At 42.9% G+C, this 12,855-nt stretch carries 12 protein-coding genes; 10 read left to right on the top strand and 2 right to left on the bottom strand.

The window, feature by feature from the left end; translation table 11 throughout:
- Positions 1-49 precede the first annotated feature (49 nt).
- Positions 50-1,147 carry an SH3 domain-containing C40 family peptidase gene (locus NYE72_RS26730; RefSeq protein ID WP_076179351.1) on the top strand — a complete coding sequence of 366 codons (1,098 nt, stop codon included), beginning with the start codon at positions 50-52 and terminating at the stop codon, positions 1,145-1,147.
- A gap of 221 nt (positions 1,148-1,368) precedes the next feature.
- Here NYE72_RS26730 and NYE72_RS26725 read toward each other — a convergent pair whose 3' ends face one another.
- Positions 1,369-1,746, bottom strand: a complete 378-nt coding sequence (locus NYE72_RS26725) for a hypothetical protein (protein ID WP_036680226.1) — start codon at positions 1,744-1,746, stop codon at positions 1,369-1,371.
- A gap of 223 nt (positions 1,747-1,969) precedes the next feature.
- Positions 1,970-2,137: a DUF1328 domain-containing protein gene (locus tag NYE72_RS26720; protein ID WP_036680225.1), complete on the bottom strand. Its 168-nt coding sequence runs from the start codon at positions 2,135-2,137 to the stop codon at positions 1,970-1,972.
- Positions 2,138-2,326: 189 nt separating this feature from the next.
- Between NYE72_RS26720 and NYE72_RS26715 the strand changes: the two genes are divergently transcribed.
- From NYE72_RS26715 to NYE72_RS26675, 9 genes are all read left to right on the top strand, one after another.
- Complete coding sequence (locus NYE72_RS26715; RefSeq protein ID WP_076146325.1) at positions 2,327-2,833, top strand: DUF948 domain-containing protein; 507 nt, start codon at positions 2,327-2,329, stop codon at positions 2,831-2,833.
- Positions 2,834-2,892: 59 nt separating this feature from the next.
- Entirely contained in the window at positions 2,893-3,417 is a 525-nt protein-coding gene (locus tag NYE72_RS26710) for a hypothetical protein (protein ID WP_051491114.1), read from the top strand.
- A 237-nt stretch (positions 3,418-3,654) separates the two neighbouring features.
- Positions 3,655-4,821 carry a fused response regulator/phosphatase gene (locus NYE72_RS26705; RefSeq protein ID WP_038573328.1) on the top strand — a complete coding sequence of 389 codons (1,167 nt, stop codon included), beginning with the start codon at positions 3,655-3,657 and terminating at the stop codon, positions 4,819-4,821.
- A gap of 2 nt (positions 4,822-4,823) precedes the next feature.
- Entirely contained in the window at positions 4,824-8,492 is a 3,669-nt protein-coding gene (locus NYE72_RS26700; RefSeq protein WP_036680346.1) for a response regulator, read from the top strand.
- Positions 8,493-8,571: 79 nt separating this feature from the next.
- Entirely contained in the window at positions 8,572-9,438 is an 867-nt protein-coding gene (locus NYE72_RS26695) for a protein-glutamate O-methyltransferase CheR (RefSeq protein ID WP_051491113.1), read from the top strand.
- A 21-nt stretch (positions 9,439-9,459) separates the two neighbouring features.
- Positions 9,460-11,130 (top strand): response regulator, encoded by a 1,671-nt coding sequence (locus NYE72_RS26690; RefSeq protein ID WP_036680222.1) that lies wholly within the window; start codon positions 9,460-9,462, stop codon positions 11,128-11,130.
- Positions 11,131-11,226: 96 nt separating this feature from the next.
- On the top strand, positions 11,227-11,565 hold the full coding sequence (locus NYE72_RS26685) for an STAS domain-containing protein (protein ID WP_036680220.1): 339 nt from the start codon (positions 11,227-11,229) through the stop codon (positions 11,563-11,565).
- Between the two features lie 18 nt (positions 11,566-11,583).
- Entirely contained in the window at positions 11,584-12,039 is a 456-nt protein-coding gene (rsbW, locus tag NYE72_RS26680) for an anti-sigma B factor RsbW (protein WP_036680217.1), read from the top strand.
- A complete protein-coding gene (locus NYE72_RS26675) occupies positions 12,036-12,806 on the top strand; it encodes a sigma-70 family RNA polymerase sigma factor (protein ID WP_036680216.1) in 771 nt (256 codons plus the stop codon). Before rsbW ends, NYE72_RS26675 begins: the two co-directional genes overlap by 4 nt.
- Positions 12,807-12,855: the final 49 nt, after the last annotated feature.

Genomic DNA, 12,855 nt, shown 5'->3' with positions numbered 1-12,855 from the left:
TGTAGTACAATCCTTTATTGAAATCTCATCATGGAATTTGGGGGAACGTATGATCAAATCACATAAGCAAATTACAGCATCTTTGTTAGTATCTGCTGCAATTGTTGCAGGTTTAGGAGTATCTGCTCCTGGACAAGCAGCGGCAGCCTCAAGTTCATCTAATTCAGTTACAGCAGCTTCAGCCGTTCAAACAGGTGTGATCGAGGCTAGTGTTCGCCTTCGCAGCACCCCTTCTACTGACGGAGAAATAGTGAAGTACTTGCAAAAGGGAGATCAAGTGCAGATCCTTTCGCAGCCTAACAGCTATTGGTATCAAGTAAAAACGGCTGATGGTTCAGTGGGTTATACAAGTGCAGGAGATAAGTATATCAGCGTATCCTCTGCTTCAGTAACGACACCATCGGCACAAACTGGCACCATTAAGTATGGTGTGAATCTTCGGGTTTCACCTTCAACAAGCGGAAAAGTAATGAAGCTTTTGAATAAGGGAGAAAAAGTAGAAGTTCTGGCACAGCCTAACAGTTACTGGTATCAAGTTAAAGCGGCGGATGGTAGCATCGGATATATAAGTTCAAGTGATCAATATAGTACACTTTCAGGAAACGGTGGGGGATCTGGAACGGTAACGCCTACACCAACGCCTACACCTACACCTACACCTACACCTACACCTACACCCAATCCGCCTATAACAACACCGGGGGCTTCAGCCCAAATCGAACGGGTAATTGCTGCAGGCATGGGATATCTAGGAACGCCTTATGAGTATGGCTCCAGCAGAAATGATACAAGAACCTTTGACTGCTCGGACTTCATCCGGCAAATTTTTATGGATGCTGCGAATCTCAAACTGCCGGCGGATTCCCGTCAACAAGGAGATTGGGTGAAGTCGAATAGTACGATGGTTACGTCTATTTCCAATTTGAAGCGCGGCGACTTAATGTTCTTTATGGATTATAAGGGGAATTCTGCTTCTGCTTATGAGGGAATCGACAAATCTACAGCTAGAATATCGCATGTTGCTATGTATCTAGGAGATGGACAAGTTCTACAAACTTATTCCGTAGCTTCAGGCGGGGTAAGAGTAGATAAACTAAGCGCTTCTTGGATGAATCGTTTTCTCTACGGAGGTTCGGTCATTCGCTAAATATATGAAAAATGCAGGAAGCGACAGCATCGCATGTTTGTGACGGGTGAACGATGGCGGGCGTACGCGCAAGAGAGCTATCCTTTTAGTAGAATTCTCTACTGAGGGGGTAGCTCTTCCTGTTTTATCTGTTCAGAATATGCACTCTCCACATAAAAAAAGGGCAGTACCAACGGCCATTTTTCTGGCTCTTGGGACACCCTTTTTTCGCATATTGATAATTAAGGTAAGATCACATTGGCTGTTACAGGAACCTTAACCCATGCTTTTCCTAGCCAAGTGTAGATTTCTCTCCATTCATTACCCCAAGTGTCCGAAATAACTTCACCTGTTGTATCAAGAGTCTGAACGCCAAGCCAGCCTGCTGGAATTATACCTCCGACGGAAAAGTAGAAAGGTGTTTTCTCGGTCAGCACTATTTGTGGTGTTGCTGGAATCATATCCGCTGGAGTGATAATTGTTTCAAAAGAATTGCTGTAAGTGCTTCCAGTTACGGTTGCAGGATCCGTAGTAGTGTTAGTTACTTCAGCTGCTGAAGCTGTAGCAGCAATGGAAGCCATAAGACCTAAGGCTACTGTAAGGCTGGCGATTTTTTTCATGTTTGGTTCCTCCTAGTAGGGGTTGGATGTATTTTTTTCCAAAAGCGCTGTTTGCTAATATGCTAGTAAACGTAAATGATGCGTGATGAACCACCCATCCAACATTTCTTATTTTCTCAAGTGACATCCGTGCAGGAATGACCTATACTTTCTGCATGATGAATAAGATATATGGATAGATATGGGAGGGATACGACAGTCACACCATTAAAATGAGGGGCTACTACATAGATCTACCTCTGCGTCCCGTGAAGAGAGAAATTACAAACAGAACCAGGAAGACGAAGAACAGGATCTTAGCAAGACCAGCGGCGGCGGCTACAAGGTTGAAGAAACCAAAGATTCCGGCGATTACTGCGACTACAAGTAGTATTGCGGACCATTTTAACATTACATATCACCTATCCTTTTTTGATTAATGTAGTCATTGTATAAACGGGGACTTTGATTTTGAAACAAAAGGGAAGAGGGACTCTTGACAACGCTCGACAAGATGTTTCGGCTTATGGGAGCAGGGGTAACTATGCAGTATACAAGGCTGATTAGCCGATATTTATGAGATATGGAAGGGGTTATGAATATGATCATTGAACTTAGTGTAGCTCTCGTCGCAATTGCATTTGCAGTACTTGTTTTCTTTTTAATTAAAACCTTAAAGTCGGCAAAGGATTCACTCGACAAAGTCAGCCAAACCTTGGTGGAAGTACAGAAGACGATGGATGAGCTTACTTATGAAGTGAAAACGACGGTCAGACACGCAAATGAAATCACTGCCGATGTACAGCATAAGATTCAGAAGATTGACCCAGTCATCGATTCTGTTAAGAATCTGGGTGATGTTATGAATGAGCTAACCTTAACAGTCAAACAAGTGTCAGTCACAGTGATCGAGAAATATCGTAAATCGCGTGAGCTGAAGGAGAAAAGTAAGGAAGTATCTATAAAAGAAGCTCCTCTAACTCCTGCTGAAGAACGTACTGTTAACTCCTATGATGCCATTTATACTGAGAAGTCACCGGGAAAAATAGCTACAGTGCTAAAAGGTGTAGACGTAGCTGCAACTCTTTGGAAGAAATTTCGTCATTAAGCATAAGATAGTAAAGCTTCTGTAATCGGTGGCTGCAGATAAGAAAGGTGGGACACAACATGAACATGATGATCCTTTTATTTGGTCTTCTTTTCCCATACTTTGATGCGTCTCCACAGTTGGCGCCTATCGCTACTTTTATTGAACAACCTAAGTCGGTTCTCGCATTTGAACATGCTTCAGAATCCAGTCCATATATCAATGACTTTGATTCTCTGCAAGGTGTTGCTTTATATGCCACAAAGGAAGAAATGTTTCTGGCCAAAGGCAATCCACTTGCGGTGACAAATGATCCATTACAAGAGACGGTGGAGTACCACTACGCAGATGTGACAGTGGGTGTGGGCGAGGGGATGGTACTTTATGTACATGTTTCACCTCCGCAAGCACGGCAGTTTGGTTTACATGTAGATGGTGTAGAAATCGATCCTGTAAGAGATAATTTGCAAGATACTTTGGGCAAACCGTATTTTATAGCTGAAGATGGGGATGTATATATGAGAGGGAATAATGCACTCAAAATATATCGAAATTTGGCTGGTGAATTTGAAGGAATTGATTTATTTGATAGTATTTCTTCCTAATGTGTTTCATATTTGAGCAAATTGGTTAATAAACATAGGCTGTCTTTAGAATAGAGTAACCTCCAGAACCACTAGGTATAGTGGGGCTGGAGGTTACTTTGCTGAATACGTAAATTGATCCTATGACTATATTTACATATTATGAAAATAGAAATAACACTGTAAAATAGCGTATGATATAGTTAGTAGGTTTGCAGAATTTTACGGTCGTAATACTATTCGTGTGAGGTGAAGATGATGAGAATCTTAATCGTGGATGACAATCCGACTAATGTTATCATTATCCGTGAAATCCTGAAAAAAGAAGATTACCGAAATTTCGTAACCGCATCTTCTGCCAAAGAGATGTTGGAACGGCTTGGAATCGGTTCTGGGAGTGAAGATGGACGTCCCCGGATGTCAGATATTGATCTGATTTTACTGGATATGATGATGCCAGAAATGGATGGGATTGAAGCATGTCGTGTTGTGCAGCAATACGAACATCTTAAGGATATTCCAATAATAATGGTTACAGCTGTAGGCGATTCTAAGAAATTGGCCGAAGCGCTGGATGCAGGTGCAGTAGATTATGTTACGAAACCTATTAATAAAGTGGAGCTAATGGCCCGGATTCGGCTTGCTCTGCGGTTGAAACGTGAGAAAGATTGGCATAAAGAACGGGATCAGCGAATCCAGGAGGAGTTGAGACTGGCTGCGCTTGTGCAGAATGCTGTACTCAGCCTGCCGCTGCAGGAAGAGAATTTCGAGGTGCATGCTATCTATCAGCCTTCCTCTGAATTGGCGGGTGATTTATATGCGTGGTATCCCCTTGGTGATGGCCGATATGGCGTAATCCTCCTAGACATTATGGGACACGGTATATCATCATCTCTTTTTTGCATGTTCCTTGCGTCAGTATTAAAGGATACGGTAACTACCTATGTAGAGCCGGAAAAGGTAATTCAGGAACTCAATCGAAGGTTTAACCAACTTTATATTGAGAAAAAGCTGATTCAATACTATTTTACGACGATTTATCTTGTGATTGACACTCGTATAAAGCGTATTGACTATGTTAACGCTGGGCATCCACCTGCGCTGTTTTTTGAGGGCACAGCTAAGACTCCGGTCTTGCTGGAAAGTAATTGTCACCCTGTAGGCCTGTTTGAACGGATTGATATTCAGCCTCAGAGCTTGACCTACGAAGATGAAGGGCATTTGGTTCTCTATACAGATGGTCTGCTGGAGCTGGTTGAGGGTGAACAGGAAGAGCAGCTGAAGTTCATGATTAAGCATTTAAATGTTGAGCATGAATGGAAGGAAGAAACTATACGGGCTGCTTTTTTCAATGCTGATGTTCCTAAAGAGCGTGACGATGACAAATGTATAGTGTGGATCTCACTGAAGAAGGGAACAGAATGAGGATGAAAATAAAGGCTAAACTCTTAATTGGTTTTAGTGCGATGCTGGCGATTATGCTGGCACTTACTATGATTGGATACGATCGTTTGGATTATATGAATGGTCAGCTTGAGGGTTACCAGGATAGATATATGAAGGGGCGTTCTTCTTCAGGTATGCGTGGAGAAGTGAATGATATGGCGCGAATATTAACGACGACCATGTTAAGCGCTGATACATCAACGGTAGAATCACAAAAAAAAGAGATTGATAAAAAAATAGCTAAGGCGAATGAGCACTACGACAAAATAAAAGAATCAATGACTAGCGCTGAAGAGATGCAGATCGTTACTCAAATTGATGATTCTTATACGATCTATCTAAATTATCAGGAAAAAATATTGAAGCTGCTATCAGCTGGTTATTTCCAGAATGCCAGCACGTATTCTAACACAGAGGGACAAGCGATTCAGAATGCGGTATTAAACGCTCTGAACAGTCTCTCTGATTATAATGCCTTTATTATGAATGAAGAGAGCGCAAAAGCTAAAGATGCCTATCAAAGCTCTACTCAGATGGTCATCTTGATGATGATTGTGGGTCTACTACTTGGACTTGGAGTTGTTCTATGGATCATTCCAAGCATTACGCGGGGGCTTAACGTCGTTTCGATGATGATTACCAGCTTCGGCAACGGCAGAATTCGGGCTATAAGGCGCATCAAGGTTACTTCTAAAGATGAGATTGGTGAGGTTGCCCTTGTCTTTAAGAAAATGGCTTTAGATCTTGAAGAGAAACAGCAAATGGAACAGGCCTATGCACAGGCGCAGAATGATCAATCCTGGCTGAATGCAAATGTTGCTCAGGTGACAGAACTTCTCCGGGGGGTTAGCTCATTGGATCAGGTCTCACAGACCTTTATCAACGAGTTCACCCCTGTGCTGGGAGCCCAGTTTGGGGCAGTATATTTAAAGGATGCTAACCGTCCCGATTTTCTGCGAAGCAGTGGTTATTATGCAGTAGATAGCGATAAGAAACCAAAGGAAGGTTTTGTGATTGGAGAAGGACTCGTAGGACAAAGTGCGCTTGATATGCACCCAATCAGATTGGAGCGGGCTCCTGAAGATTATATCTCCGTGAAATCCGGCTTTGTGGATTCACAGCCAGGATATATTTCCATTCATCCGCTTATTTTTGAAGACGAGCTGCTCGGTGTAGTAGAATTCGCTTCATTCCAGCCATTTAGCAGTCTGAAAAATGATTTGCTGCAACAACTTGCGAATAATTTAAGCATTATTTTCAATAATATTAGTCGTCGTCTGATTGTAGAGAAATTACTGCGTGAGTCACAAGCACTTACGGAAGAACTGCAATGTCAGTCAGAAGAGCTGCAGACTCAGCAAGAAGAACTGCGTCGTTCCAATGAGAACTTGGAAGAGCAGACGGACGCACTTAAGCGTTCAGAAGAACTGCTGCAACGTCAGCAGGAGGAACTGGAACATTACAATACGGAACTCGTCGCCAAGACTCGTGCACTAGAGGAGCAAGTGCAGGAGGTTGAGGAGAAAAAAGATGAAATTGAGCATGCTAAGGTTCAGCTAGAGAAACAGGCTATGCAATTATCCGTGACTAGTAAGTATAAATCAGAATTTATGGCGAACATGTCCCATGAATTGCGGACGCCGCTCAACAGTCTGCTGATCTTGTCCCAGCTGCTTACCGAGAACAAGGATGGTAATTTAACGGAGAAGCAGGTTGAATTTGCCCATACGATTTATATGTCAGGTGCTGACCTGCTTAAGATGATTGATGAAATTTTAGACCTGTCCAAGGTTGATGCAGGAAAAATGGAACTGAATCATGAAGAAATTAAACTGACTGAGCTGAAAAGCTTTGTGAAGCAGAATTTTGCTCCACAGGCGCTCAAAAAAGGACTCTCCTTACGGATAGCCTTTAACGAGCCGCTGCCAGATAGCGTAATTGCCGATAGTCATCGGTTGAAGCAGGTCTTAAGAAATCTGCTTTCCAATGCCTTTAAATTTACAACCGAAGGTTTTATCGAGTTTTCAGTTAGCCCGGCAGATACTAATCTCTTGCCACTAAATCTGCCGAGTGATAATGAATATATTGCTATTGCTGTGAAGGACAGTGGCATTGGTATTCCGGCTGACAAAACAGATATTGTATTCGAAGCCTTCCAGCAAGTAGACGGAACAACCAGCCGTAAATATGGAGGCACGGGCCTGGGATTGTCGATCAGCCGTGAATTGGTTCGTATAATGGGTGGAGCTATTGTGCTCGAATCCCGTGAGGGGCAAGGCAGTACCTTCACTTTGTATTTGCCGGTGAAGGCAAATTACAGTAAACAACCTGCAGAAATAGAAGCTGCTGTGTCCAAAGAGGATTCAACATATGATGAATATATTGGAGACATGCTTCCAACCTTAGTGCCAGCAGCCGTTAACGTACCCCTTCCACAACTGACAATTGAGGATGACCGTGACAATTTGACGGCGAATGACAAAGTCCTGCTTATTATTGAAGATGATGAAAGCTTTGCGAAAATTTTGCTAGACATGGCTCGTGGTCGCAGATTTAAAGGCTTAGTAGCGCTTCAAGGCGATATTGGACTGCAGATGGCAAAAACTTATTTGCCAGATGCGATTATTCTCGATATACAGCTGCCTGTAATGGACGGCTGGACCATTCTTAGAGAGCTGAAAAGTGCATCTCAGACCCGTCACATTCCTGTTCATGTTATCTCAGTGAACGATGAAGTGAAGCAAGGATTGATGATGGGAGCTATGGCATATCTAAGAAAACCATCTTCAAGAGAAGCATTGGAGCGGGCTTTCTCACAAATTGAGAACTATACGTCCAGCACTGTGAAGTACCTTCTGATTGTAGAAGATGATGAGATTCAACGTCGTTCCATTATGGAATTGATTGGTCATGATGATGTAGCTATTACCGCGGTATCAACCGGCAATGAGGCACTGATGGAGCTGCGCAAGCAGAGATATGATTGTATGGTTCTGGATCTTATGCTTGGGGATATGAACGGCTTTGAACTGCTGGATCAGATTCGTGATGATGAGGAATTAAACGATCTTCCTATTATTATTTATACAGGTAAGGATTTAGATAGCAAAGAAGAGACACAGCTCCGCAAGTATGCTGAATCCATAATTATCAAGGATGTTCGTTCTCCGGAACGACTACTGGATGAGACAACGTTGTTCTTGCACCGGGTAGAAGCTAATCTTCCGGAAGATAAACGTAAAATTTTGCAGAAGCTGCATAACAAGGAAGAGTTATTCGAAGGGAAGAAAATACTGCTCGTCGATGATGATATTCGTAATGTTTTTGCACTCTCTAGTGTACTGGAAGAATACCACATGGAAGTGAAGTTTGCGGAGAACGGACGTGAAGCGCTGGAAATGCTGGTAGAGCAAGAAGATTTTGATCTCGTGCTTATGGATATGATGATGCCGGAAATGGACGGATATGAAGCTATGCGCCGAATCCGTGAAATGCCGCAATATCAGAAACTGCCTATTATTGCGCTTACCGCCAAAGCAATGAAAGAGGATCGCGCCAAATGTATTGAAGCGGGAGCTTCTGATTATATGAAGAAACCGATCGCAACAGGTCAACTTCTTTCGTTAATGCGTGTCTGGTTGTATTCGTAAACTCAAATTTGGGGTAATACCTTTTTAAGAACTAACATGACTAGAATCACGGTGTGTTAATAAGGGAGTCGGGATAACAATGAAAGCGATAGAACACGGATATGAGGAGCAGCCCGTTATGGTAGGAAGTGACGAGTTGGAGCAAATTGAGATCGAGCTGCTCCTTGATGGAGTACACCGTTTATATGGGTATGATTTCCGGAATTATGCGTTGCCTTCTTTGAAGCGGCGTATCTGGCATCATGTGCATGCGGAGAATGTACACAGCATATCCGCGCTGCAAGAAAAGGTGCTGCATGATCGCGCCTGTTTTGAACGATTTGTCTATAGTCTCTCCATTCCGGTTACCGAAATGTTTAGGGACCCGGGGTTATTTTTAACGTTTCGCCAGAAGGTAGTTCCGTTGTTGAGGACTTATCCCTATATTCGTATCTGGCATGCTGGATGCTCCACTGGTGAAGAAGTATACTCTATGGCCATCCTGCTTCATGAAGAAGGGCTTTACGATAAGGCTCGGATTTATGCCACAGATATGAATGAGCGTTCTTTACAGCAGGCTAAAGAAGGCGTCTATGATATTAGTAGAATGAAGCAATACACTAAGAATTATTTGGAGGCGGGAGGTACCCGGGCATTCTCTGAATACTATACAGCGAAGTATAACTCGGTTATTTTACAGCCATATTTACGCAAAAACATTATATTCGCTGAGCATAACTTAGCTACAGATACTTCTTTTAATGAGTTTAATGTTATTTTCTGCCGCAATGTGATGATCTATTTCAATGATGAGCTGCGTGATCATGTACACGGCTTGTTTCATGAAAGTTTAAGTCGTTTTGGAATACTTGTTCTAGGCTCTAAAGAATCCATTCACTTTACGAAGTACAGCGATTGTTATGAGTCTTTGGACAGAGTAGAGAAAATATACCGTAACATAAAATAACGCATGAAGGAGGGTGGTCCTATGGGGTTTCAAGAACCAATTCATATACTACTAGTAGATGACCGTCCTGAAAATCTGCTGGCGCTGGAGGCGGTACTTGAAAGCCAGCATTATGAGCTAGTCAAAGCCACCTCCGGCGAAGAAGCGCTGCGGTGTTTGTTAAGGTATGATTTTGCTGTCATCGTACTGGACGTGCAGATGCCAGGTATGGATGGGATCGAGACCGCAAAGTTGATTAAAGCCAGAGAAAAAACAAAGGAAATTCCGATTATCTTTATCTCTGCGAATAGTAAGGAAGCGGAGCATTTATTCGCGGGCTATTCTGCAGGGGCTATTGATTATATGGTTAAACCCTTCATTCCACAAATTCTGAAGTCTAAGATACAAGGTTTTGTCGAGATGTATATTACGAGCAAAAAACATCAGACTCAGACCATGCTGCTGCAGCAAAAGACGAAAGAGCTGGAAATCATAAATAGTGAGCTCGTAAAGGCTAAGGAAGAGGCGGAGATCGCCTCCAAAGCGAAGTCGGAATTTCTGGCTATGATGAGTCATGAGATTCGTACACCAATGAATGGCGTAGTGGGTATGATTGATTTATTAATGGAGACTGACCTTGCTCCTGAGCAGAAGGAGTATTCCGAGATCATTCGGAAAAGTGCAGACACGTTGATTACGGTTATAAACGATATTCTTGATTTCACCAAAATGGAATCCGGTAAAATGGAAATCGAAGAGCAGCTGTTCGAACTTCGCACATGTATTCAAGAGGTGTTCAGCCTCTTTTCGGTGGAAGCGGGAAAAAAGAACCTGGAGCTCGCTTATTTTATCGATCAGAAGTTGCCTAGACTTTTATATGGAGATATGGCTCGTCTACGCCAAGTATTAATTAATCTGATTGCTAACGCAGTTAAATTTACAAATCAGGGCGGTGTCTATTTAGTCGCTTCCATCAAAGAAACATCTGGGCACAAGGTAGAAGTCGAGTTTACGGTCATGGATACAGGGATTGGTATTTCTCCAGAGAAATGCGACCGATTATTCCAACCGTTCTCACAGCTGGATTCTTCAATGACACGGAAATACGGGGGGACAGGGCTTGGTTTAGCCATATGTAAATCCCTTGTAGGCATGATGGGCGGAGAAATACGGGTAGAATCCATGGAGCAAAAAGGAGCTACCTTTATTTTTACGATTCAAGCATCCGTACCTGGAGAAGATTTGACAGGAGGTTATCAAGAAGAGGAATCGCCTCATCTTCTTCTTAATCAGGAGAGCAGAAGCCGAATTCTTGTTGTAGATGACCATCCTATCAATCAGCGTCTGATGGTTAGCATGCTAGATAAGCTCGGCTATGAAGCTGATATGGCTGAGGACGGGAAACAGGCTGTGCAAATGGCGCTTAAGCAGCCCTATGATTTTATCTTTATGGATCTCCAAATGCCAGTAATGGATGGCCTGGAGGCAACCGCCCAAATCCGTCGGGAAGGCGGTCCGGCGGCTGAGAAGACTATTATTATTGCAATGACTGCGAATGTCATGGATGGCATTCAGAATCGCTGTAAAGCCTCAGGAATGGATGACTATATCAGCAAGCCACTTAAGATGAGCAGTATTAAGCAGATTATCTCTCGGTATTCTAGCAGCGATAATCGGATGGTTGAACCAGATACATCTATTTTTCAGGCCTAACCCAAGATTTACTAGTTTATATTTTAATGTTATTTGTTTCAAAGGTAGGACTATGAGGTTATTAATATAGAAAATATTTATCAGGAGAGATCGTCTATGAACACGCATAAAAGTAATAAGTTTCACGCTAAGACAGAGACAAAAGAAAATGTATGTACGGTTTTCCTGAATGGTGAACTTGATCTATCCGTTGCTTCCGATTTCCGTTTGGTAATGGAGCCGCTTGTAGGTGATACGAAGCATGATTTAGTAATAAATCTTAAAGAATTAAAATACATCGATAGCACGGGTATTGGTATTCTACTTTCGATCCTGAAATCAAGACAAGGTATGGACGTTAAGTTTATGGTTGAGGATGTTCCTCCCCAAATTCAGAAGCTGTTTGACATGACTGGTATTACCAAGTTTTTTGCCTCCCAAGAGAATTCCCACTAGGAAAGGATAGAACAAAGAATGAGTGATGATGTGCAAAAAGTAATTCTTCAGCTGCCGGCTAGCGCAGAGTATGTGGATATTGTTAGGTTAAATTTATATGGTATTGCTTCAAAAATGGGCTTCACCTACGAAGATATTGAAGATATGAAGGTAGCTGTATCAGAGGCGTGTAACAATTCAGTATTGTACGCCTATGGACAACAAGACGGAATGGTTGATGTAATCTTTGAGGTGGGTGAAAGTGCCTTATCCATTACAGTCAAAGACGAGGGGGAGAGCTTTGACGGTTTGGAAGACTCGTCCAGTGAGCGTATGACACTGCATGATAAAGAGTTGAGTGACGTTCAGGTCGGCGGTTTAGGGTTCTACTTAATGCAAGCGTTGATGGATGACGTGAGCGTCGTAAGTGAGGCCGGAAGAGGGACGGTAGTAACTTTGAAGAAGCACCTTAACTTTAGCGAGGAAAAGGTATGAGTGATAAGGTGACTCCCCCCGAGTCCATGAATGAAGCAGTCACCCAAATTTGGGAATATCAGCAGACTAAGGATAATGAACGCGCAACAGTGCTGATACAGAAATATGAGCCTATGGTAAAAATGGCTGCTGGAAAAATTTCCCGCAACCGCCCCGACTTGTATGAGGATTTATATCAGGTCGGGCAAATGGCGCTCATCCGGTTATTACAGCAATATGATATTAGCCTTGGAATCCCTTTTGAGCCCTATGCGATGAAAAGCATGATTGGACATATGAAGAATTTCCTACGTGATAAATCTTGGTACATACAGGTACCTAGACGGATTAAAGAAAAGGGGGCACTTGTTCAACACGCGATTGACGAACTAACAGTGAAGCTGGAACGTTCGCCTGCGGTGGATGAGATTGCTCATTATCTTGATTTGTCTGTTGAAGAAACTGTAGAAGTACTGGCGGGCAGAGAATGTTATCATTACGTCTCCCTAGACTCGCCCCTTTCTCAAGAGGAGACAGGAGCTACACTAGGCGAGCTGATCAGCTCTGACGCAAATGATTACGAGACCGTAGAGAAACGTATGGATTTGCAACAAGCACTAGGTCAATTGAAGGAACAGGAGCAGCAGGTGCTGCTGTTAGCGTTCCAAGATGGACAATCCCAGCGGGCGATCGCCCAGAAGCTGGGGGTATCACAGATGAGCGTTTCACGCATACAGAAGCGGGCCACTGAGAAGTTAAAGCAGATTATGGCCAACTCTTCCTATTGAGTTCCTGTATGGGTAGTATACATTTTCGACGATAAGGACATGCCTCTCT

This window comes from Paenibacillus sp. FSL L8-0333 (assembly GCF_037965665.1).
GTDB classification, from domain to species: Bacteria; Bacillota; Bacilli; order Paenibacillales; family Paenibacillaceae; genus Paenibacillus_AQ; species Paenibacillus_AQ odorifer.
Note: the sequence above shows the minus strand (reverse complement) of the source record. Positions and strands in the feature narration are given on the sequence as shown.

Excerpts from the sequence above, each read along its gene's own strand:
- NYE72_RS26730 (WP_076179351.1), top strand. The coding sequence starts at position 50 with ATGATCAAATCACATAAGCAAATTACAGCATCTTTGTTAGTATCTGCT.
- NYE72_RS26725 (WP_036680226.1), bottom strand. The coding sequence starts at position 1,746 with ATGAAAAAAATCGCCAGCCTTACAGTAGCCTTAGGTCTTATGGCTTCC.
- NYE72_RS26720 (WP_036680225.1), bottom strand. The coding sequence starts at position 2,137 with ATGTTAAAATGGTCCGCAATACTACTTGTAGTCGCAGTAATCGCCGGA.
- NYE72_RS26715 (WP_076146325.1), top strand. The coding sequence starts at position 2,327 with ATGATCATTGAACTTAGTGTAGCTCTCGTCGCAATTGCATTTGCAGTA.
- NYE72_RS26710 (WP_051491114.1), top strand. The coding sequence starts at position 2,893 with ATGAACATGATGATCCTTTTATTTGGTCTTCTTTTCCCATACTTTGAT.
- NYE72_RS26705 (WP_038573328.1), top strand. The coding sequence starts at position 3,655 with ATGAGAATCTTAATCGTGGATGACAATCCGACTAATGTTATCATTATC.
- NYE72_RS26700 (WP_036680346.1), top strand. The coding sequence starts at position 4,824 with ATGAAAATAAAGGCTAAACTCTTAATTGGTTTTAGTGCGATGCTGGCG.
- NYE72_RS26695 (WP_051491113.1), top strand. The coding sequence starts at position 8,572 with ATGAAAGCGATAGAACACGGATATGAGGAGCAGCCCGTTATGGTAGGA.
- NYE72_RS26690 (WP_036680222.1), top strand. The coding sequence starts at position 9,460 with ATGGGGTTTCAAGAACCAATTCATATACTACTAGTAGATGACCGTCCT.
- NYE72_RS26685 (WP_036680220.1), top strand. The coding sequence starts at position 11,227 with ATGAACACGCATAAAAGTAATAAGTTTCACGCTAAGACAGAGACAAAA.
- rsbW (WP_036680217.1), top strand. The coding sequence starts at position 11,584 with ATGAGTGATGATGTGCAAAAAGTAATTCTTCAGCTGCCGGCTAGCGCA.
- NYE72_RS26675 (WP_036680216.1), top strand. The coding sequence starts at position 12,036 with ATGAGTGATAAGGTGACTCCCCCCGAGTCCATGAATGAAGCAGTCACC.